The organism is Paenibacillus sp. SC116, from assembly GCF_024733555.1.
Lineage (GTDB): Bacteria > Bacillota > Bacilli > Paenibacillales > Paenibacillaceae > Paenibacillus_B.
Genome location: NZ_JANIOF010000001.1, coordinates 949,672 through 972,130 on the forward strand (window position 1 = coordinate 949,672; position 22,459 = coordinate 972,130).

Genomic DNA, 22,459 nt, shown 5'->3' on the forward strand with positions numbered 1-22,459 from the left:
TGCACGTGTTTATTTATCAAGTCGCTTTTTCATCTATCTGTCGCTTCCTGCGCTTTCCCGGAAAATAATCCGTATTTGAGATATGAAAAAAACGGCTTACGCCGTTCCTTCCGCGTCTTCTGCAATTGTAACGACATGATGTTCTAATGCAAGTACAGTGTTGGGAAATACATTCTGTGCTTCCGCTAGAAGCTCATCCATCTGCTCCCCTTCTTTATATCTGGAACTGAAATGATTCAACGCAAGCTTCTTGGCACCAGCCTCCCTTGCAATCTCTGCTGCTTGCTGTGCCGTACTGTGACCGTATTCATTCGCATTATCAGCCTTGTCGTGCATATAAGTAGCCTCATGAACAAGTAAATCAGCATTCCGAGCTAATCGCACTGCATGTTCACAAGGTTTCGTGTCTCCTAAAATAGCAACCGTTCGTCCTGGTATTGGTTCACCCAACACAGAGGTAGCAAATAATAATTCCCCATTCGGCAGCTGCACATCTTTGCCTTGTTTAAGCTGTCCGTATACCGGCCCTGGTGGAATCCCTTTATCGCGCAGCAATTCGAACTTAAGTTTACCAGGACGGTCCTTCTCCACAATACGATAACCAAGTGTAGGAATTCGATGCGCAAGCTGCATCGCAGTTACAACGAATTGATCATCTTCCCATACTACTCCAGGTTCAATCTCCTTAATAAGCAGCGGATAGGAAACCTCGGTTCGGCTTACTCCAAAACAAACTTTCATGTAATCGCCAATTCCTTTAGGCCCAAATACTGTTAATGGAGTCTGCCCTCCTTGATAAGAGCGGCTTGAAAGGAAACCCGGGAGTCCAAATAGATGGTCACCATGTAAATGCGTAATAAATATAAACTCACATTTGCTCATTTTTAATGGCGAACGTAGAACTTGATGCTGGGTACCTTCGCCACAGTCAAACAACCAAAATGTTCCCCTCTCCTCTGTCAAGCGAAGTGCGAGGCTGCTAACATTTCGCGTTGTCGATGGCATACCTGCACCTGTCCCCAGAAAATAAATGTCCACACTAACACCCCTCTCAATCTTATGAGCCTCATTGCGTATCCGTTTGACCCACGTCTTAACTATAAATATATTCAGTTTGTAATAAAGCCCCTGCACCGTAATGACGGACAGAGGCTTCTTATCCTAATACTATTATGATTCCTATATCACGCTTTATCTACATTAAAATATTGAGCTTGTGGATGTGCAAACACCATAGCACTTACAGATGCTTCTGGCTCCATCATAAATCCATCAGTTAGTTGTACGCCTATATCTTCCGGCATCAAAAGCTTAAACAATGGCTCTTGGTCCTCTAGATTTGGACACGCTGGATAGCCAAAGGAAACACGAATTCCTTGATAGCGAGCGCCAAAACGCTCCTTCATTGTCATGGTATCAGGATCTGGATAGCCCCATACTTCCCGCATCATATGATGAATCCGCTCTGCCAATGCTTCCGCCAATTCTAATGCTAAGGATTGCAATGCATGTGAACGAAGATATTGCCCCTCTTGCTTCCACAGCTCAGCTTGATCTCGGATTCCTTCACCTGCAGTAACAACAAGGAAACCAACATAATCCATTACACCGCTATCTTTCGAACGAAGGAAGTCCGATAGACACAAATACGGCGCTACCTTCTGACGAGGGAAAGTAAAGGTATGAAGCACTTCATCTTGACGATCTGGATTATAGATATGGATCGAATTCCCTTCAGATTGCGCCGGGAAGAAACGATACATGGCATTAGCACGTAATTGCCCCGTTTGTTCACCATGTATAAGAAGTTCGTCGATCGTCTCCTTTAATTCCACTGCCTTTGGATCTTTAGCAGCTAGAAGCTTGTCTATGGTTCCCTTTAGACCCAGATGGTGCCCTAATAGCATTTGCATATTCACATAAGGTACAAGTTGCTTTGTTGGAATATCTCGAATGACGTGACGGTTCAAATCAGGCGGCAAATATACCTGCGCCTCTCCAATAGCAGATCGTTCCACTCTCGTTAATTCAGGCAGCGTCTGTTCTTCTTCCGTCTCACGAGCTAATCTTTCCTTGTGTGCTCTTAGTTCTTCCACCAATATAGACCGTTCATTCGTGTTCATTAGTTTATTAGCCAAGTCCAATCCATCCATTGCATCTTTTGCATAGAGAACAAGACCATCGTATTCTGGACTGATGCGATTTTTCGTGAACTTCCGTGTCAATGCGGCTCCGCCAACTAAAATAGGAACATCGATTCCAGCACTTCGCATATCTTGAGCTGTAATAACCATCTGTTGTGCCGATTTTACAAGCAAACCAGACAGCCCGATTGCATCTGGTTTCTCCTTGCGATAAGCTTCGATCAGTTGATCAGGCGGGACTTTGATACCTAGGTTCACGATCTGATATCCATTATTGGATAGTATGATTTCCACTAGATTTTTACCAATATCATGCACATCACCTTTTACAGTCGCCAGCAAAATCTTACCCTTTACAGCACTCTCATTCTTCTCCATAAAGTTTTCCAGGTGAGCAACAGAGGCTTTCATGACTTCAGCACTTTGCAATACTTCCGCAACGATAAGCTCGTTGTTATTGAACAATCGGCCTACCTCTTCCATGCCGGCCATCAATGGACCATTTATGATCTCAAGAGGCGTGTACTTTTCCAATGCCAATGTAAGATCTGGTATGAGACCCTCTTTTGTACCTTCTACTACGTAGGATGCAAGGCGTTCCTCCAACGTAAGGTTACTAATCTTCTCTTTCTTCTCCACCTTACGATTGCGAAATGCCGCTACGAACTCCGCTAAAGTCACATCATTTGTGTTATACAGTAGCTCTTCAGAAAGCTTCCGTTCATGTTCAGGAATCGAAGCATAGCGCTCAAGCTTTTCTGTATTTACGATTGCGTAGTCCAAGCCTGCCTTTGTACATTCATATAAAAATACGGAGTTGAGCACTTCACGGCCAGCCTCTGGGAGACCGAATGAAATGTTACTTACTCCTAATATAATTTGACATTTTGGCAACGATTGTTTAATTAATCGGATACCTTCAATGGTTTCTTTGGCAGAGCCAATATACTGTTCATCGCCAGTACCTACGGGAAACACGAGTGGATCGAAAATAATATCTTCGGATTGTATTCCAAAATCATTTACGAGAATATCGTGAGAGCGTATTGCAACTTCTAACTTATCTTCTCGTGTAATAGCCTGTCCACGTTCATCGATCGTTCCAACAACTAACGCTCCTCCGTAACGGTGGACGATAGGCACCACTTCCTCAAATTTTTCCAAACCATCTTCAAGATTAATAGAGTTAATGATTGCCTTTCCTTGCGTATGCTTCAGAGACATCTCGATTACTTTCGCATCGGTCGTGTCTATAACTAGAGGGACTTTTACTTTCTTAACGACTTCTTGTAAAAAGAGAGCCATATCTGTTTCTTCGTCCCGATCAGGATCCTGCAAACAAACATCGATGACATGCGCCCCATTTTTAACCTGCGCACGGGCAACTTCAGCTGCTTCTTCAATTTTACCTTCGGAAATCAATCGCTTAAACTTGCGCGAACCTAGTACATTCGTTCGCTCTCCAACCATATAAGGGCGACCGCTATCTTCAATGTACACCGTCTCAATACCGGAAACAGCCGGGGGATGATCACCATATACTCTTCTTGGTTCATAATTTGATAACGTTTCTGCAAGCACACGAATATGCTGCGGAGTCGTACCACAGCATCCTCCAGCTATGTTCAGCCAGCCTTGCTCAGCAAAGGCAGCAATTTTTCGAGCAAGTGATTCAGGAGATTCGTGATATAAGCCATTTTCGTCAGGTAAGCCCGCATTTGGATAACAGCTAATCGCTGTCTTCCCAATACCAGCTAACGTTCTTAAATGATCACGCATAAACTCTGGACCTGTTGCACAGTTTAGACCTACCGAAATTGGCTGCAAATGTTCAAGAGATATGTAGAAGGATTCTATATTCTGCCCAGCCAACGTCGTACCCATTGGTTCGATCGTACCGGATATCATTAACGGCAGTTTCGTTCCTGTAGCCTCCATAGCACGCTGGATACCAATAGAACCTGCCTTAACATTCAATGTATCTTGGGATGTCTCTAACAGCATCACATCAACACCAGATTCAATAAGCGCCAGCGCTTGATCATAGTACGTTTCGATAAGCTCATCGAACGTAACTCCACCTGTAACAGATAACGTCTTTGTCGTTGGCCCCATCGCACCAATTACATAACGTGGATGTTCAGGTGTCGAATATTTTTCCGCCGCCTCAACAGCTAATCGAGCAGCTTCTAAGTTCAGTTCTCTTGCACGATGTTGAATATCATATTCAGCTAGTACTAGACTTGTAGAACCAAACGTATTTGTAGATATTAGATCTGCACCAGCAGCCAAGTATTGTTCATGAATATCTCGAATTACATCAGGCCGAGTCACAACTAATATTTCATTACAACCGTCCAAATCCTCTCCGCCAAAATCATCAGCCGTCAAATTAGCTTGTTGAATCATCGTGCCCATAGCACCATCTAATATTAGAATTCGCTCTTGCATACGCGCGGTTAATAATGGTTTCGTCATCCGCCTGCCCACCTCTGTCTCAAAACGTTAGAACTAAGTGTAGCAGAAGTCCATCCAATAGGAAAGAATAGGTTTTCGGGTATGAATAAAAATGTTTCTTGCCCAATCATTTCCTCTGTACTATAATACCAAGTAAACCTAATGGAATAATACAATTGGAGAAATGAGGGATCGGCTATGGCACAAATTCGAATCCGCAATACGAATGAAACGATAACCGGAGTAGAGAAAATACGTGAGTATTTGAATAGTGTTGGAGTTTTGTATGAGCATTGGGAAGGAGATAAACTTCCTGCTGTGCTTAAGGATAAGTTTATTCTCTCTGATGAAGAGAAACAACAAATCCTATCGGTATACGATGAAGAAATTCGCGATCTAGCATCCCGTCGTGGCTATTTAACATGGGATATAGTCGCATTGTCAGATGCTACTCCCAATATTGAAGAGCTATTGAAGAAGTTCGAACAAGTTCATACTCACACAGAGGATGAGGTTCGTGCCATTACAGCAGGTGAAGGCTATTTCATTATTAAAGCATCTGAAGAGATCGGTTATATTGATGTGCTAGTAGAATTAGGTGATGTCATCTCTGTACCTGAAAATATTCCTCACTTCTTCACACTAACGGATAAACGTCAAATTGTAGCTGTCCGCCTATTTATTGAAACAGAAGGATGGATTGCTCATCCTTTTGAGGATCCTGCATTTGTAAAATAGGTAACCGCCCCTAATACCCTCGTGGTATAGGGGCGTTTCTATGTAACATATAGGCATATTATTTTTATCTCACCTATTACTTGACCTTAAATTCTTTTTTAGGCATAGAATGGAGATCTCTTGCATCGACGTGAGAAATGACAGTATACGTTCCTGGCTTATCAAAAGTGTGTGTAAACTCATACTTTCCATCTTCGCTCCATTTCCCTTCATTGCGCAGATGTTCTTCTCCATCTAACCACCACTCAAACACTACCTTTGCATCATCTACTGCGGCTTCCTTTTGCGTAACACGAGCAATAATGGTTACTTCTTCATTTGCCGTCACGGTTTCAGGTACTGTGAGGTCTACTTGTATAGGAATAAGCTTAGCTGCTGGCGCTGATGAGTCTGCTTGCTGCTTAGCATGAGCACTGTGGTCCTTCTCCTTGCTAGCCCCATCATCATTTGCACACCCAGCTAGCAATGTCATTGCAACGATAAATAAAGCCATAACTTTGCGCAAAAGACACACCTTCCTCGTTCTACAAAATCCATTCATATGTAACTACGTTAACATACCCTACTATAACAAAATATGGATAACCTTATATAGCTACTTCTGAGTACATATGTGAACAGTTTATGACATAAATCATTTTACTTAAAAATGGAACTAATCCAAAAATTATGAAGCAGTCTTGTATTTTACAACAGGCATATTCATATTAATATTGCTAGCAACAAAAAAAGCCCGCCATAAGGCGGACTTCCTATTAATTAACGATTTCCTGCTGCTTGTTAATGGATTCAATTACATCGAACAAGTCATGCAAAGATTGTATGGAATACTCGGGTTTAATTTCACCCGTCAATGGCTTATCATTTCGATTCAACCATGCATTATGCATTCCTATACTAACAGATCCTTGAATATCCGTCGTCAACTTATCTCCTACCATCAAACCTTCATGAGGACGTATATTCAATAACTTCATAGCATGTTCAAACACAATTCTCGACGGCTTCCCTTCAGAGAAACGCCCAGAGATGACTACATGATCAAAGTAACTCGATATAGCAGGGACGCCATCCAGCTTTTCTTGTTGTAGACATGGAGCACCGTTTGTTAATAACAAGAGTGGATAATCGGCTTTGAGCTTCTTCAGAACCTCGAAAGTATCCTCATAAACATATGGTCTTTTTCGACGCTCTTCCATAAATCTCTCCGCGCAAGCTTGTCCTAATTGCTCATTATCAACACCTAGGTTTCTAAGCCCCTCTGTCCAAGCCGCTACACGATACTGTGGTGCCAGCTTCTGTAGTATACGGAATTCTTCATGCTCTCCGCCAGTGAAATGAGCCCACAGAGCTTCAAATGGATTAATTCCAATATTCTGTGTAAACGCATATGTCTCATAAGTAGCATATAATTGACGTGCAGCAGCACGAACGGCTTCTTCCAACTGCTTCGGATCTACACCTGACTGTTCATTTGCATACTGGCACGTTGCATCAAACGCTTCTTCCACACTACGTTCATCCCACAATAACGTATCATCTAAATCAAACAATACCGCCTTAATCGTCATCGTTCCCAACTCCATTACTTCGACAATTTTTCGTATGCGATACCATGCTGCTCAGCAAATTTAATTAAACGCTCACCCATTGCGTCAGTATCATACCGATTCATAACGCGCGAAAACACCCAATTTGCACCTTTTTTCTCGGGCCAAATCAGTATATAACCAGGCTGGATCGTAATTTTCTTAATGTCTTTAGCCGAAAGGACGCGAAGACGGTTCCACTTTGGAGTAGAAAGATAGTCTTTCGCTACTTTTAAATACGGTCGACGCACAAACAAAATAATCCCGAGTGCGACATAGGCTATAACGGTCACCCAATATAATGTAGGAGACTGAGCCATTGCCACTGCGTTACCAAGGAATGCATATAATAAAGATACAAAGATCAGAGTAGACGGTAAAATAAAGTTACGACCCTTAAACTCATCGTATTGTTCGCTGCCTACTATAATCTCTTTCTGGCCTGATTTTTGACGCTGCTTGTTGAGTGCAGAGCTATTTTTACGTACTTTTCGTTCCCAACTGCGAGACATTGCGGTCCGACCTCCTACTATAATCACTATAGCATATCAACTTAAGCTGATTCTTCAATTAAGGACGTAAATAATTAATGTACGATATCTGATGAGGAGCCGTTACCATTTTCCTCTTCATCTTCTACCCATTTTACAGTATCCAAATTGTTACGAACCTGTTGACGGAATAGTACCAAGTATTCTTCGCGTAATTTCGCACGCTCAGCAGTTTCTTCTTCAGTCAAACCAATTGTCTTATGTTTGCGAGCCAACTCATTAATGCGCGCAATCATATCATCGATGTTCATTGTATTACCTCCGTCTTTACTAGCATATCCTTTACTTTGACACGGTAGCTGATTAATGTCAAGCAAACTGACGCTAATGCGGAAGGTGTGTAATCATACATTGCAGCATTAGACGATTTATCAACGATCTAATGAAGAAACGAATGGAATTTCGATTACTTCACCCACTTGCAAGTGCCTTCCAACCAAATTGTTATGATGCATGATATCATATACATTTTGTCTTATATCTTCCCCATCATTCATGTGTTCCTTAGCTAGACCCCATACCGTATCCCCCGACTGAACGATTACTCGCAACATATTTTCTTGCTTCCCTGTTCCGTCCGACAAAGCCTGTACAATAGAACCAAATGCCACAGACAACACAAGTACTAGTAAAGCAAATAATCCAAGCCTCTTTCCGTTAAGAAAATGACGTCTCTTTGGTGTATGTAAATAAGTCTCACGTTGACTATAAATGGATTGATAAGTTGTTCGCATAATAACATCCCCCAAACGCTTGTTCTTAATTTCAGCCAATAATGTAACACGAACATTTGTTTGAGTCAACGCTTTTTAAGAACCTACGTTCCCTTTATTTTTGACTGTGAAGACAAAATTATTACCATATCTTCAATTTGTATATTGAAATAAACGATTTTTTAGAACTTACGTTTGTACGAACGGTAGTTCTATGGTATAATTTCTGACAAAAGAGAACTCATTGGAGTTGATAACTTTGTCAAAAATATCGAGCCGTCAGCAAGCGATACTCGAATTTATAAGAAATGAAGTACGTCTTAAAGGATACCCACCATCTGTACGTGAGATTGGAGAAGCTGTTGGGTTAGCTTCTAGCTCAACCGTACATGGTCATCTTGATCGCCTTGAGAAGAAAGGCTTCATTCGTAGAGATCCAACTAAGCCTCGTGCTATTGAATTGCTCAGCCATGATCAATCGGAGCGCATGCATGATTTCTCGAACACTATCGCACGCGTTCCAGTTGTTGGTAAGGTAACTGCTGGGGAGCCTATTACAGCAACAGAGAATATTGAAGATTATTTCCCACTGCCTCTTCATATGGTAGGAGATGATTCAAATACGTTTATGTTGACTGTTTCAGGTAGCTCAATGATCGAAGCAGGCATACATAACGGAGACTATGTCATCGTTCGCCAACAGCAAACTGCTTCTAACGGAGACATCGTTGTTGCTATGACAGAAGATAACGAAGCGACTGTGAAAACTTTCTACAAAGAGAAGGATCATATTCGTCTTCAACCAGAGAACTCCAGCATGGAGGCTATCCGACTCAAGCATGTTACGATTCTAGGCAAGGTAGTTGGCCTATTCCGTGATTTCCATTAATATTCGTTTACTCACGCATCTGCTTCGAGTACTCTGCTCGAGAAACATCAATAAGAAAGGAGCTTTCCACAATGGGTTTTCACCATTGGGATAGCTCCTTTTTACTTACTCCTTTTCCTACCATTTAAATTTTAATCACACCTCACTACTATTCAGGATATAGCCCATTTTCTTTAACATCTCCTATTTTATTATATCTTTATCCACCCACCTACAACTTACTATTCCCTCATACTATTTGTCCTTAGGACAAAACTTGTTTGTACTATGTAAGGATTTAGGAATTAATAGGCAAATGCCGTGAACATAATAGGTAACAGTCCCATAGACTAATGTAGATTTTACGTTTAGGAGGACTAGAATGGATCAGAACTTTTTAAAACAAGCATGTTGGAACAGTATGAACAAATATGTTGGGATTCAGACCAATGACGGCCAATCACATGATGGTTTTATTGCTCATATCGATGAAAATTATGTCACTCTTGCAATCCCATCGAATGAAGTTTTAACTGGAAAAACCTCAGAAAATTCAATGTCGAGACAGTTCGGCTTCCATCCCGGCTTTTTCCCAAGACGTCGCTTCTTCTTCCGCCGCTTTCCTTTTCCCTTTGTTTCATCTTTATTTTTGTTACCGTTCTTTATCTAATAAGTTTATGGATAGCCATGGGATATGATTTATCCATAAACTATTAGCAAAGATTATTGTGCGGGGATACCTTATTTTCTAGGCTTTCCACAGTTTCTTCAGTCGGGAAGGCTATTGGAGCTGCGCCATGAAATGAAGGTGATCCAGGAGATAGCATTACTGAACAGAAATCGCTATCGCGTCACATGGGAACAGATACAGCAAAAGCTCTAGCTTGCTCTAGGGCTTTTATTGTATCCGGGAAATGTCAAAAATTCTTCTGAATCTATCGGTTATAAATTTCTATATCGATATCAAAATTCTACATATTGAAATTAAAACTAAAATAATGAAAAGTAGTAAATATAGATTTTTCTTGATGGTCAAGATTTAGCTGATGTGTAAACCAATTATAAGGAGGATAACCTTATGAAGAATACCATTATCAGTTCGCTCTGTTGACTTCTGCAGTTCCCGCGTTTGCATATATAAGAAAATAATCCACGACAAACTAATCAATTAGTCCTATGAGACAAAAGACCCGAATTTTTCATGGTACTATCTGTAACATTCTGATATTATACATATTTTATGTGAATATATCCAAATGGAAGTATACCATGAAAAAACCATTCTACAAAAAATGGTGGGTTTGGCTGATTGTTTTCATGATTGCAGCTGGTATTGCAGGACAAACAGGGGGGAAGCACAACAACAGGAACAAGCGGAAAAGGTATCGCAGATGTTAAAGCAGCAGAGAGCCAAAAAGAAAAAGAGCCTCAGCTTAAAGCTATAGGCGAAGAGCTTCAAGTGGGGGATGTTATATTTAAGGTAAATAAAGTGTCCACTACGAATGAGATTAAAGACGGCCAATTCTTGAGTTATAAACCTGACTCAGATGGCAGCGTATTTTACATAGTTAATGTAACAGTTAAAAATGCAGGGAATGAAATGATCAATACAGACTCATCATTTTTCCAACTTAAAAAGGGTGAAGTTACATATGCCCCAACAACCTTATTTACAACGTCCAAGGAATTCTTCTTGTTTGAAGGTATAAACCCAGGACTAGCTAAGACAGGTAACGTCGCTTTTGAAGTACCAAAAGACACTAAGGATTTCGTCTTGAACGTTCAAACTGGCTTTTTCGGAACAGAGCAAGGTCAATTTAAATTGAAATAATTTCAAAGAGAGCCTAGGAGCTAATCCTCAGGCTCTTTTTTGATAACCATCTTTTCTTCTCTACTCTCAAGAACATACAATAAATGTACTTAAAGTGTGTATAGATATGAAGTTTACTCAGAAAGGAACATACCCTAGTCTATGTTTCACTTGAAATTGAAATAAATTTGTAGTAATAAAATAGACCCATCTACTTGATGAGTCGTACCAGGTCTGAAAAATGTCTTAAATTCTTACGAGCTATTTCGACATTAACGTTTGTATTAGTAAAATGAACATACGCGGCATACTTGTGATCCACTATATATTCAATCTCTTTTGGGTTCATTTCGATTCATAACAATCTATAAATAATATATCGCCAATTCTAATAAAAAGCGACTTACTATAGCTACCAATCGGAGCTATCTCGGTTACTAAAATCTCTTTATCATAATCCACTGTTTCACTTCTTCTTGTCCTTCAGCTCTAACGGAATAGGAGCTGCGCCAACGTTGAGTTTTCTTTCTCTCGAATCTCTTTCAGCACTTTTACCTAAAAACTTGGATAGCAATTTTGCCAATTTCTCGTTCATTTCTTCCCCCCCTTCCACGGGATGAGTAACACAGCTTGTGCAAAAAATGCTAGACCTACTACTGGTGATTGAATCAATAAATTTGTTGACACTATAACCACCGATAACGGCTTGAGATACGGATCGATTTTCGATTCATTGAGATCTTCGAAATCATTGGGTGAAAATATTGCAAATATTATAATAGTAATAACTGAAATAAAAATTAGTTGCTTACTCTCTAAATCAATTAGTGGGATCGCCGAAAATAACAATGCTGATACAATCGCACATCCAGTTAATGAAGCCATATGGTATCCACCCGAATATCTCCTTGCAGTACCGAATGCCAACAATGCTAGAAGTGATTGGAGAACATACCCTGTTACAACTCCGAATAGGATAGTCATTAATATCGTAGCAATCAAATTAAGCCGTACACCTAATGCGTATTCCATTACTTCGATGCTAACATCCCCATCTGGATCACTTCGCTTTATTTCTGTTGCGATGCGCCTCGACAGATACTCTAATTTCATCGTAGCTCCTTCTCTTTGATAAAAAGTATGAGCACCCAAAGCTTGCGGCTGCAAGTGCAACTAATGCCATTGGCGTAGATGCATATAGCAATAGTATGCTTAAACTTATTGTGACACATGAGAGTAGCGTCGCAAGTACCATAGGCATATCCAACGGACCCGGTTCTTCAAACGTATTTGTAACTGGAATAAATGTATATCCATATTTGAATAAGTAAAGAAAACATGCAATAGAAAGCGTAATAACTTGAGTACTCGCTTGTAATAAAAATACAAACAATCCTTCAGTACTAGTTAATACACTGGAATCTAATATTCCTGAGTATAAAAAGATGTAATACATAATCATTTGAATAAGAATAAAAGCTGTTGTTCCACCAGCTGCGACAAATGCAGCATGATGAAGACGTATATCCATGAACCCAATAAGAAATAGGACTATTAATAAATATTGACCAGGTAAATCGTATTGCGGGAACTCAAGCACAATACGCATCAAGTACGAAAAGAGAGCTGCAATTAAAACAAATGCAGCAACTTTATATTTGTGCTTAAACAGAGGCAATCTATACATTTTAAAAGACAGAACCAGAACAGCCAGCACATCGACTGCTCCCATTAATAAATACGATAGTACATCCAACTTGCGCACCGCCCTATTCTCTACTACTTTTAGACTATTATATTGAAAGCACCAAGAAACCATGCGAATCTTTAAATTCTCCACTAATCTTAAATTTCTACACACTATCATGGTACTACTTGTAACATTTTGGTATGATATAGTCAAACAAAAATTGGGGTGATTATACATGAATATGTCAAAAGTACTAAAAGCTTTAGCTATCTTGGCTCTAGTCGGTGGTATCTTTTTAGGTGTCAACGCTGCAAATGCAGTCGATGAGTTGGCGCGGTCGATGCGCGCAAGAGATAAAAGTTATGTATGGAGCGTTGCGCTGAGCTGGTGGATTGGCGGAGTTGTATCAGGAATACTTTTCTATGCGCTTGCTATGATGCTGGATCACTTGGAAAGCATTAAGAGATCTTTGAACACAATGAATAACGACCCGTCCCCATCTGCAAAGAAAAGTCTGGCCTCTCTTAATCGGTACAAGTCCTGAAAATAGGAGTACATATGAAAAAGAAATCCGTATTGCCGCCTTGGTGGGTATTAGTAATTATCGTCGTTGTCTGTGTGGCGCTTAGTATTCCAAGTGAGTGATGAAGCTAAAACAAGTACGGACCAATCGAAAGCAGTTCCTGCAGCAACGCAAATCAGCAGCTAACCGCTGCAAAAGCTAATGATAGTTCAAAACGAATTAAAGCTAAGGTAACAGAAGTTGTAGATGGAGATACTATTGAGGTAACGTTTGACGGAAAGACAGAAAAGGTATGCTTGCTGCTAGTTGATAAACCCGAAACTAAGGATCCTAACAAGCCTGTCCAACCGTATGAAGTCGAGGTATTTATCTGATTACGTTAAGGAAATGATCGACGGAAAATGTTCAACGAATCATTGTTAGAACAAGGTAATCCTCCCGTTTGATTGGCTATTTCTGCTGCTTTATAGACCGTTTGCCATCGAGTGCCGTATTCTTTCTGATTAAGCTACATTTTGTACGTCAGCAAGAGCCACCCACTACCATACTTACTCCATTTGTCAGCTACTTCACCGCTTCCTACAAATGTAGGGTTTCCGTGTATCCAACTTGTATGGCGCTTTTGGGTAATTGATAGCCTGCTAGCAATCTTTTCAGCTATTAACGCATGCCCTCAGGACTTGGGTGCAGCCAATCTATAAACAAGCCGCTTAATGTCTAACCTGCACTATCGATAAACAAGAAATGAAGAACCACACAAATGTGACCAGCTGCCCGGCAAAACAAGTAATACGCTTCGTTTACTGCGTAAATGTTGTTCATCAGCTAGGGCCTATCTACAGCGGCAACACATCGATAGCTAATTTCATTCTCATTTATGCAAAATAAAAAGCCCCATAAGGAGCGGCTGAGAGAATAAAACTTATGAGTGTTGACCTTTGCTCTACCTGATTACCAGTTGTATGTGTTCATGGTATATAAGAAATGTGATTTAGCTGGAAACGGACCTTACTATTCACGAGTTGGAAAATTTATAGAGAATGGAAATGTGGATAAATTCGGATTTTATTAGTTAGGCATTTGTTGGGCACCGGGCAATAAACGGCATCAAATCTGAAAATACCCAGCAACACAAAAAAACCCAAAGCCTTGCGACTCTAGGGGTATGGATTTTTAACTCCTGATATTGATTAACCTATAATTGTTCCTATTATTACAGGGGATGTTTGGGGGATTCAAATAATCCCCGCATAACACTTGTCCCCCTATTTTAATGAACGAAAGAATATACATATATAATTGAAGAAACAAGTTTAAGCTTCTAAAATCTTCAACAATCAATTGTCCCTATTCAAGTGAAAATAGACCCAATATTAACACATTATATTCAAACATTTTGGTAATCTAGTTGAGTGCCAATATAAAATAAAAGGGGTCAGAATAACTCTGAACCTGAATCCAAATCAGATGAAGATGATAATGACGAAGACACCAAGCCAAAGAAGCCTGCTCCCAAGCCAGAACCGAAAGAAGAACCAAATTACAAAAACTGTATATTCACTAAAACAGCAGGAGCTGCACCGTTGTACTCAGGAGATCCAGGATACAGTACCAAGTTGGATCGTGACGGCGACGGCGTAGCGTGCGAATAGGTAAAACAAAAGCCCCAATTAAGAAGCTTTTGTTTTTAGGTGAAATGTTTATTCGTTCATCAACTTGTCGAGCGCTGCAGGTATTAATTCTCCATCTTTTATTTCACCCAGTTTTATGAATTCATGTGCTTTTTCTCTACTTACATATTGAGGGACGAGTATCAAATACAAATCTTTTGCTTTTGACATTTCGTCATTTGCAATTTTGATTCACAGCTCCCTTGGCTTTCGATACCGCTTGCCAGTCTCCAATGCGCTTATACGCTAACAAGTTTCCGCCGCTGCAGTACCTCTACCAACCTGTGGCGATGTCCGTTCCAGCAGAAAAACTAGGATTAGGTACAATTGTAGACTGGTCCCCCGTGGGGCTGCAGCAAATGCCTTGCCGGTAGAAATATGTCGGTCAATCGTCTCGGCTATTACACGCATCCCTAATTGGCTGGGATGAATGTGCCATACATATCCAACGAGTTCAACTTTTCAGCCAAATCAAGTAATTCGCGTGTCTCTGGATCATCGGGAAAGGACTTTCTGAACAAACAATGAGATACCGCATTAGAACTCCCTTGTGGCGCCCCGCCTTCGTTACCCACTGCACTGCATTGCGATTTCCTTCGGGTGCACCCTTGTTGCGCTGCCAACCGTGGCGCTGCTTCCATGACTTGACCGTGTTGAGGCTGACGTCATGTTTATCTGCTATCTCCTTATACTTCAAACCTTGGATGTAATCTTGCTCGGCTAATACATGCTTCTCTGTCATCTCACATCACCCCGCCCACCTCCATATTTTGGGTAGTGTTGTTTTGTGAAATAAAAAAAACACCCGAAAGGATGCTTACTTTATCTTAAACTTAACATTATTGAATTTATTAGTGATTCCACAATCGGGACAATCCACAACGACCGATACATCAGCGAAAAATTGATTTCCTGATACTATACCTCGATTGAAGTTATGGGAACAGAAGGAATCGAACCTCCCCGTATAGTTTGCAATCTAGATACGTTACCCCTTGGTTGTTTCCATGAAGAAAGCCGCTGAATGTTCAGCGACTCTGTAAGTTATTTAAGGAATAATCTCTATGTCTACTTCAATTGGGAAATCAGCTTTATTCTCAATGAGTACGGAATGAGGACCACCCCAACAGTAAACATCGTATAAGTCAGTGGCGCTTGATATCGTTCTCCGACTGACCTCCCCATATTGAACATGACGTACAACAATGGTTGTATTAAAGGGTTTATTATAATCGGCTGGATTAGATGGTCTCTGAGTAACTTTCGCTTTAACGATCTGTCCCAGATTTAAAGAGAATGGTGTTCCAATCTCTTGTAAATTGTCCGTTTTGTAAAGCCCTTTGACCGAATAAAGCCATCTGAAATATAAAGGCTCTAATTGCGAGGACTGTGTGACTGATTTCTGAATATCAACAGTTGTTTGTGCAGGTGTCTGAGCAAATGCGGTCGGAGAAACAACACTTAGGCTTGATACTGCGATAAGTACAACAAAAAACTTTTTCAATTTCATAGTAACCCCTCCATAAATAGAAAACTTTCCCTGCAAAGCCTATTATTGATCGTATTCTATCAATTTACAAGATCATTTCTCACTATTAATTATTTCTTTTTGCGTTATCGTGAAACAAAATACCGCCCCATAAGGAGCGGCTAAGTTGGAGTCGAACCAACTATACCCGTTAGGTCACGATCCGTCCGGAGAAGGCGGAAAGTATAGTTAGGTTAGATGTTATTTTAGTAGCCATATACAACTGGCTCTATCTATAGGTGGCAGTCGTAAGGGAAAATTTTTAATGTAAGCAGGAACATGGATAAATATGAAGACAAACTCAATACACTATTTCTTGGCTCTCATAAAAAGTAGTTGGGCATTTGTTGGGCATTTAGAAAAAAACTGCTTTATCCCCGAAAACGACCAACAACATAAAAACCCCCAAAGCCTTGCGGCTCTAGGGGTTGGAATGATTAATATAAGGTCATGTATTGATCGCGTTCCCATTGGTGAACTTGAGTTCTGTACATATCCCACTCGATTTCTTTCAGTTCGAAGAAATGCTGTGTCGCATGTTCGCCAAGCGCACTAGTAATGACTTCGTCTTTCAACATTTCATTCAAAGCTTCCTTCAAGTTTGCAGGCAAGCTAGGAATGCCTTCTGCTATACGCTCTTCTTCTGTCATAACGTAAATGTTACGGTCTGTTGGAGCCGGAAGTTTCGTATTTTTCGTAATACCGTCAAGACCCGCTTTCAAAATAACTGCCAATGCCAAGTAAGGGTTAGCAGATGGGTCAGGGTTACGAACTTCTACACGTGTACTCAAGCCACGGGAAGCAGGAATACGAATCATCGGACTACGGTTGCTCGCAGACCATGCAACATAACAAGGAGCTTCGTAACCAGGCACGAGACGCTTGTATGAGTTAACTGTAGGATTCGTGATCGCTGCAAAGCCGCGTGCGTGGTCAATAACGCCTGCCATGAAGGAACGAGCATCTTTGCTCAATCCAAGCTCATCGGACTCATCTACGAACGCATTTTCTTGTCCATTGAACAAGGAAATGTTGCAGTGCATACCAGAACCATTTACACCGAATAGCGGCTTAGCCATAAACGTTGCATGCAAGCCATGCTGACGAGCAATCGTCTTAACAACTAGCTTGAACGTTTGAATTTGGTCTGCTGCTTTAATTGCATTTGCATATTTGAAGTCAATCTCATGCTGTCCAGGAGCAACTTCATGGTGGGATGCTTCGATCTCGAAGCCCATCTCTTCAAGCTTCAATACGATCTCACGGCGACAGTTCTCACCAAGATCAGTAGGTGCAAGGTCGAAGTAACCACCTTGGTCATTCAGTTCCATCGTTGGATTGCCTTTTTCATCTGTCTTGAACAAGAAGAATTCTGGCTCAGGGCCAACGTTCATAGCTGTGTATCCTAATTGTTCTGCTTCTTTAAGCGCACGCTTCAAAATACCACGCGGACAACCAGCAAATGGCGTTCCATCTGGCATATAAACGTCACAAATTAGACGCGCTACACGATCTTCTTGTACCCAAGGGAAGATAACCCAAGTATCCAAATCTGGTACGAGATACATATCGGATTCTTCGATACGTACATAACCTTCGATAGAAGAACCATCGAACATCATCTTATTATCCAATGCTTTTGGAAGCTGGCTTACTGGGATCTCAACGTTCTTGATAGTCCCAAGCAAGTCTGTGAATTGAAGACGAATGAAACGAACATTTTGTTCTTTAGCAATCTGCAAAATATCTTCTCTTGAATAACCCACGTGGAACCTCTCCTTCACCTATACATTTTATTTCCTAAAGAAACGGGACAACTCGCCTTGAATAAGTGATACCTGCCCCGGTCTCTTGCCGGCTAATAATTGCTGTTTTAGCATCCGATGCAATTGAAGATCTGACAATTCTTTGCGTTTCGACTCGGAATCTTCACTTAGTACAGTTGCTTCAACTGAGCCCTTCGACATCGGATTCAAAACTTGTTTAATTCCTGCTATATTGACGCCTTTCTCTATCAATGCCTTAATTTCAAGCAAACGCTCTACATCATTAAACGAAAAAAGACGTTGGTTGCCTGAAGTTCTTGCTGGCAAGATCAACTCATGTTGTTCATAGTAACGAACCTGACGAGCCGTCAAATCCGTCAATTTCATGACGATACCGATTGGGAACAACGCCATATTTCTGCGAATTTCATCGCCCATCGCTCATCAACCTTCCTCATTCATTCATCACGAATTACCTTTATTTTACCGCTGGGAAACAAATGTGTCAACAGATGTTAGCAAAACTAACAAAGAAATTTCTTACATATGTTCCCGCCTCTATTTTAGCCGTTCAAAAATGCTATTAACAACTACTCGATTGTGAGCAAGTTACGGTCAATCATCGTTTGTACCGCGATCAAAGCACCGAGCTTGGCATGTGCATAAGTCAAGCCACCTTGCATGTACGCTGTATAAGGTTCACGAATCGGTGCGTCCGCTGACAATTCAAGACTTCCACCTTGCATAAATGTCCCCGCTGCCATGATAACTGGATGCTCATAACCTGGCATGTCCCATGGCTCCGGCACGACATGAGCATCTACTGCGGAAGCTTTTTGGATACCTTGTACAAATGCAATCAAGTGCTCTGCAGAATGGAAGCGAATCGCTTGAATGAGATCCGTGCGAGGAGCAGTCCACTTTGGCGATGTAAGGAATCCAAGCTTCTCAAATAATGCCGCCGCAAATACACTCCCGCGCACTGCTTGTCCAACAATACTTGGTGCAAGGAACAAGCCTTGATAAAGAGAACGAGTTGTTCCAAGCATTGCGCCGACCTCACTGCCGATACCCGGTGCAGTTAAGCGCTGTGCTGCTTTATCAACATAACACTTCTTGCCTACAATGTAGCCCCCTGTTGCAACGATACCGCCGCCAGGGTTTTTAATTAATGAACCTGCCATGATATCGACACCATGCTCAGTTGGCTCTGATTGCTCGGTAAATTCACCATAGCAGTTATCAACAAATACAATGACATCTGATTTGATTTGCTTGACTCGCCTCACCATTTCAGCAATTTGCTCTACTGTAAATGAGGCTCTCCATCCGTACCCACGAGAACGTTGAATCCCGATCACTTTCGTTTCAGGGCAAATTGCTTTCTCTACCGCTTCCCAATCAATATCATCTTGTTCATTAAGTGCTACTTCATCATAGAGAATGCCCCAGTCACGCAGTGAACCAGTGCCATCTCCTTCTTTGCCAATTACTTTGTGCAGTGTATCGTACGGCGTGCCGCTAATATATAATAACTGCTCACCTGGTCTAAGCACGGCAAATAGCGCCGTAGCAATGGTATGCGTTCCCGACACAAAGTGCGGCCGCACCAATCCTGCCTCAGCGCCAAAGACATCAGCATATACTTCATCCAACACTTCTCTGCCTCGATCATTGTATCCATAGCCTGTTGAGCCCGCGAAATGATAATCACTCACTCGATGCTTTTGAAACGCCTGAATGACTTTCCATTGATTGCGCTCAGCAATCTTCTCTATCCCGCGAACTTCTACTGCTATTTGATCTTCTACTAACTGTTCATAATGTTGTAACTGTGATGACAATTGCATAACATTAATTTCCCCTTGTTATCATTTAAACTTATTCATATATAAACATAATACGGAGCACATTGCGCTGTGCACCGTACACCAGGCGTTACAATTTCTCATCATATTTCAGATATATGTTATACATGAGCTATCGCAAGTTTACCTATGAATAACATAAGATGCAAGCTTATGTCCCTGAACTTCTGATTCTACTTTGTCTAATCGAACACGGAGATAAACTCCATCTTCATCGTGGTCCTGCTCCAGCACTTCACCTATACGGTAAACAAGAGCTATCAAATCACCGCGTTCCTCAGGGATGCAATAGGTAACTGTCTTCCCTACGAGCTGCTCTTGAACAGCTAATGTTACACGTTCCAAATCCTGCTTATCAAGCGCACTAATCAGCATATGCGTGCGGTCTTGGTGTAATAATTGCAGTCCTTCCTCCGAACAGAGATCCCGCTTATTATATAAAATAATTTCTTGTTTAGAGCCAGCGCCTAGCTGCTGTAAAATATCATTTACAACGCTCATTTGATCTTCTCTCATTTGACTAGAGGCATCTACAACATGCAAAATCAAATCCGCCTCGTTCACTTCCTCCAAAGTCGCTCGGAACGCTGCGACCAGATCATGCGGAAGATTTTGAATGAAACCAACGGTATCTGTCAGTACAATTTCCTTCCCATTGGACAGCCGCCAATTCCTCGAAGTCGGATCTAACGTAGCGAACAACTGATTCTCTACATACACATCAGCCGCTGTCAATTCACGCAGAAGAGTTGACTTACCAGCATTCGTATACCCGACCAAAGCCACTTGAATCACACCATTCTTCTTCCTACGCTCACGATGAAGAGTTCGATGCCGTACAACTTCTTTGAGCTGGCGCTTCAAATCGGTAATGCGATTACGGATATGTCTGCGATCGGTTTCCAACTTCGATTCACCGGGCCCTCTCGTACCGATTCCACCACCGAGGCGCGAGAGATTTTTTCCATGTCCAGATAGACGAGGCAATAAGTAAGATAGCTGTGCCAATTCAACTTGAATGATACCTTCCCTTGTTTTCGCGCGCTGGGCAAAAATATCTAATATGAGCTGGGTACGATCAATAATTTTTGCATCTAGCGTTTCTTCCAAGTTCCGTACTTGGGCACCCGATAAATCTTGATCGAAAATAGCGGTGTTGGCGCCAAGTTCATCCATAACTGCCCTTAGCTCTTGTACTTTCCCTTTGCCGATGAACCACTTCGGATCTCTCGTGTCTCTCGATTGCGTCATCGTCGTAAGTACGTCTACATCAGCTGTCTCTGCCAATTGCACAAGCTCTTCTAGTGAATAATATGGATCAATGCCACTTCGCTTCACTTCGTCTGTTATAAGACTTACAAGTACAGCGCGATGTATAGTCGTCGTTTGCGTATCATGAGTCGTTGTTCGCATTCGTATAAGGAATCTCCTTTTGAAGTCAATATCGATTCGTTATCAGTATACCTTATTTTCGCTCAACCATTAAATCATCGATCCTTAACGTCATTAGTTCTTGCTTGCTAGGCGACTGAACCGGGTACTGGTGCAGCAATCTTACCGCTTGATTGCGCATCGCCTTTTCCATCACGTTTCGTACATAACGAGCATTGCTAAAAATATGAGACGATTGTATTTTCTCTGTAATTATCATTTCCTTCAACTGTTCCAATGCTTGCGGCATGAGTACATAGTCCTGTTCTTTCGAAATGGACTCCGCAATTTGAATTAATTGATCAACCTGATAATCTGGGAAATCGATTTGAATGGGAAAGCGAGAAGGCAAACCTGAGTTTGTTTGCATAAACCAATCCATTTCATCGCGGTAACCAGCTAATATAAGCACGAACTGATTTTTATGATCTTCCATCGCTTTTACAAGACAATCAATACACTCTTTGCCAAAATCTTTTTCCCCACCGCGAGCTAAACTATATGCTTCATCAATAAACAATACGCCACCCATCGCCTTTTTAATTAAATCCCTTGTCTTTTGTGCGGAATGGCCTATATATTCCCCTACCAAGTCAGCTCGCTCGACCTCAAGCAGATGACCCTTGCTCAATATACCAAGCTTTTGGAACATCTTTGCCATTATACGCGCAACCGAAGTCTTACCTGTTCCTGGATTTCCTTTAAAAAGCATGTGGTAGACATGGGACGGGCTTAGCAGCCCTGCTTCCTGCCGTCTTTGATTCATTTGAATTACAGCGTACAACTCGAATGCAATATCTTTAATATGCTGCAATCCGATCAGACGATCGAACTCCTGACGCACCTCGCCAAAAGCACTGTGTTGAGACTGAGTAAGCATTGCCGCTTCAGCAAGTTCTGTTGTTGCAGGCGTCGACTCTGTTCGAGGTGCTGAAGTCTGCTCGTTCGGTCGCAGTACAATATTAATTTGGCGTGAAGGACGCGACTTAGCCATCGCCATCTGAGACGCTGAAGATACGTTACGCATCTGCACCCTATTCACCTCATTGTTATATGTTCAATTCGGGATCGACCACCATTTGTATGTATACAAGCGGTCACGTACTCAGCTTA

General features: G+C 41.4%; 22 protein-coding genes and 1 pseudogene. 6 read left to right on the plus strand and 17 right to left on the minus strand.

Translation table 11 applies throughout. The features are described 5' to 3' along the window. Window positions 1-96: 96 nt before the first annotated feature. Both rnz and metH read right to left on the minus strand, forming a co-directional pair. The gene (rnz, locus tag NQ117_RS03855; RefSeq protein WP_258276681.1) at window positions 97-1,038 is read right to left on the minus strand and encodes a ribonuclease Z; all 942 of its coding nucleotides are present in this window, start codon (window positions 1,036-1,038) and stop codon (window positions 97-99) included. 146 nt (window positions 1,039-1,184) lie between these two features. Then, window positions 1,185-4,622: a methionine synthase gene (gene metH / locus NQ117_RS03860; RefSeq protein WP_258276682.1), complete on the minus strand. Its 3,438-nt coding sequence runs from the start codon at window positions 4,620-4,622 to the stop codon at window positions 1,185-1,187. A gap of 177 nt (window positions 4,623-4,799) precedes the next feature. On the opposite strand from metH, the gene NQ117_RS03865 reads away from it, so the two are divergent. Then, window positions 4,800-5,339 carry a 1,2-dihydroxy-3-keto-5-methylthiopentene dioxygenase gene (locus NQ117_RS03865; RefSeq protein WP_258276683.1) on the plus strand — a complete coding sequence of 180 codons (540 nt, stop codon included), beginning with the start codon at window positions 4,800-4,802 and terminating at the stop codon, window positions 5,337-5,339. A 76-nt stretch (window positions 5,340-5,415) separates the two neighbouring features. Here the strand turns inward: NQ117_RS03865 and NQ117_RS03870 are convergent, their stop codons facing one another. The 5 genes from NQ117_RS03870 to NQ117_RS03890 all read right to left on the minus strand — a co-directional run bounded on the left by NQ117_RS03870 (window position 5,416) and on the right by NQ117_RS03890 (window position 8,213). Next, complete coding sequence (locus NQ117_RS03870; RefSeq protein ID WP_258276684.1) at window positions 5,416-5,853, minus strand: FixH family protein; 438 nt, start codon at window positions 5,851-5,853, stop codon at window positions 5,416-5,418. Between the two features lie 241 nt (window positions 5,854-6,094). Continuing rightward, complete coding sequence (locus NQ117_RS03875; RefSeq protein WP_258276685.1) at window positions 6,095-6,910, minus strand: HAD family hydrolase; 816 nt, start codon at window positions 6,908-6,910, stop codon at window positions 6,095-6,097. Between the two features lie 14 nt (window positions 6,911-6,924). Continuing rightward, window positions 6,925-7,440 carry a methyltransferase gene (locus NQ117_RS03880; RefSeq protein WP_258276686.1) on the minus strand — a complete coding sequence of 172 codons (516 nt, stop codon included), beginning with the start codon at window positions 7,438-7,440 and terminating at the stop codon, window positions 6,925-6,927. A gap of 74 nt (window positions 7,441-7,514) precedes the next feature. Further along, window positions 7,515-7,730: a DUF896 domain-containing protein gene (locus NQ117_RS03885; protein ID WP_258276687.1), complete on the minus strand. Its 216-nt coding sequence runs from the start codon at window positions 7,728-7,730 to the stop codon at window positions 7,515-7,517. Between the two features lie 120 nt (window positions 7,731-7,850). Next, window positions 7,851-8,213: a LysM peptidoglycan-binding domain-containing protein gene (locus tag NQ117_RS03890; RefSeq protein WP_258276688.1), complete on the minus strand. Its 363-nt coding sequence runs from the start codon at window positions 8,211-8,213 to the stop codon at window positions 7,851-7,853. Window positions 8,214-8,451: 238 nt separating this feature from the next. On the opposite strand from NQ117_RS03890, the gene lexA reads away from it, so the two are divergent. The 3 genes from lexA to NQ117_RS03905 all read left to right on the plus strand — a co-directional run bounded on the left by lexA (window position 8,452) and on the right by NQ117_RS03905 (window position 10,891). Next, window positions 8,452-9,081, plus strand: coding sequence for a transcriptional repressor LexA (gene lexA / locus NQ117_RS03895; protein ID WP_258276689.1), 630 nt, complete (start codon window positions 8,452-8,454; stop codon window positions 9,079-9,081). A 361-nt stretch (window positions 9,082-9,442) separates the two neighbouring features. Continuing rightward, window positions 9,443-9,730: a phosphatidylinositol kinase gene (locus NQ117_RS03900; protein ID WP_258276690.1), complete on the plus strand. Its 288-nt coding sequence runs from the start codon at window positions 9,443-9,445 to the stop codon at window positions 9,728-9,730. A 663-nt stretch (window positions 9,731-10,393) separates the two neighbouring features. Next, complete coding sequence (locus NQ117_RS03905; protein ID WP_258276691.1) at window positions 10,394-10,891, plus strand: DUF4352 domain-containing protein; 498 nt, start codon at window positions 10,394-10,396, stop codon at window positions 10,889-10,891. Window positions 10,892-11,336: 445 nt separating this feature from the next. Here the strand turns inward: NQ117_RS03905 and NQ117_RS03910 are convergent, their stop codons facing one another. From NQ117_RS03910 to NQ117_RS03920, 3 genes are read right to left on the minus strand one after another with little or no spacing between them, the layout of a single operon-like run. Then, the gene (locus NQ117_RS03910; RefSeq protein ID WP_258276692.1) at window positions 11,337-11,465 is read right to left on the minus strand and encodes a hypothetical protein; all 129 of its coding nucleotides are present in this window, start codon (window positions 11,463-11,465) and stop codon (window positions 11,337-11,339) included. After that, window positions 11,462-11,983, minus strand: a complete 522-nt coding sequence (locus tag NQ117_RS03915) for an accessory gene regulator ArgB-like protein (protein WP_258276693.1) — start codon at window positions 11,981-11,983, stop codon at window positions 11,462-11,464. The genes NQ117_RS03910 and NQ117_RS03915 overlap by 4 nt, the downstream gene beginning before the upstream one ends. Further along, window positions 11,931-12,626 carry a hypothetical protein gene (locus NQ117_RS03920; RefSeq protein WP_258276694.1) on the minus strand — a complete coding sequence of 232 codons (696 nt, stop codon included), beginning with the start codon at window positions 12,624-12,626 and terminating at the stop codon, window positions 11,931-11,933. The genes NQ117_RS03915 and NQ117_RS03920 overlap by 53 nt, the downstream gene beginning before the upstream one ends. A gap of 169 nt (window positions 12,627-12,795) precedes the next feature. Between NQ117_RS03920 and NQ117_RS03925 the strand changes: the two genes are divergently transcribed. Both NQ117_RS03925 and NQ117_RS03935 read left to right on the plus strand, forming a co-directional pair. Further along, window positions 12,796-13,104: a hypothetical protein gene (locus NQ117_RS03925; RefSeq protein ID WP_258276695.1), complete on the plus strand. Its 309-nt coding sequence runs from the start codon at window positions 12,796-12,798 to the stop codon at window positions 13,102-13,104. 1,517 nt (window positions 13,105-14,621) lie between these two features. Next, window positions 14,622-14,735: pseudogene (locus NQ117_RS03935) on the plus strand (excalibur calcium-binding domain-containing protein); the annotation flags it as partial. A gap of 472 nt (window positions 14,736-15,207) precedes the next feature. Here NQ117_RS03935 and NQ117_RS03940 read toward each other — a convergent pair. From NQ117_RS03940 to NQ117_RS03970, 7 genes are all read right to left on the minus strand, one after another. Further along, window positions 15,208-15,495 carry a sigma factor-like helix-turn-helix DNA-binding protein gene (locus NQ117_RS03940; RefSeq protein ID WP_375163018.1) on the minus strand — a complete coding sequence of 96 codons (288 nt, stop codon included), beginning with the start codon at window positions 15,493-15,495 and terminating at the stop codon, window positions 15,208-15,210. A gap of 306 nt (window positions 15,496-15,801) precedes the next feature. Continuing rightward, on the minus strand, window positions 15,802-16,263 hold the full coding sequence (locus NQ117_RS03945; protein WP_258276696.1) for a hypothetical protein: 462 nt from the start codon (window positions 16,261-16,263) through the stop codon (window positions 15,802-15,804). 455 nt (window positions 16,264-16,718) lie between these two features. Then, window positions 16,719-18,047 carry a type I glutamate--ammonia ligase gene (glnA, locus tag NQ117_RS03950; protein WP_258276697.1) on the minus strand — a complete coding sequence of 443 codons (1,329 nt, stop codon included), beginning with the start codon at window positions 18,045-18,047 and terminating at the stop codon, window positions 16,719-16,721. Window positions 18,048-18,074: 27 nt separating this feature from the next. Beyond that, window positions 18,075-18,485: a MerR family transcriptional regulator gene (locus NQ117_RS03955; protein WP_258276698.1), complete on the minus strand. Its 411-nt coding sequence runs from the start codon at window positions 18,483-18,485 to the stop codon at window positions 18,075-18,077. Window positions 18,486-18,637: 152 nt separating this feature from the next. Next, window positions 18,638-19,897, minus strand: a complete 1,260-nt coding sequence (locus NQ117_RS03960; RefSeq protein ID WP_258276699.1) for a methionine gamma-lyase family protein — start codon at window positions 19,895-19,897, stop codon at window positions 18,638-18,640. A gap of 141 nt (window positions 19,898-20,038) precedes the next feature. Beyond that, window positions 20,039-21,328, minus strand: coding sequence for a GTPase HflX (gene hflX / locus NQ117_RS03965; RefSeq protein WP_258276700.1), 1,290 nt, complete (start codon window positions 21,326-21,328; stop codon window positions 20,039-20,041). 52 nt (window positions 21,329-21,380) lie between these two features. Then, complete coding sequence (locus tag NQ117_RS03970) at window positions 21,381-22,373, minus strand: AAA family ATPase (RefSeq protein ID WP_258276701.1); 993 nt, start codon at window positions 22,371-22,373, stop codon at window positions 21,381-21,383. Window positions 22,374-22,459: the final 86 nt, after the last annotated feature.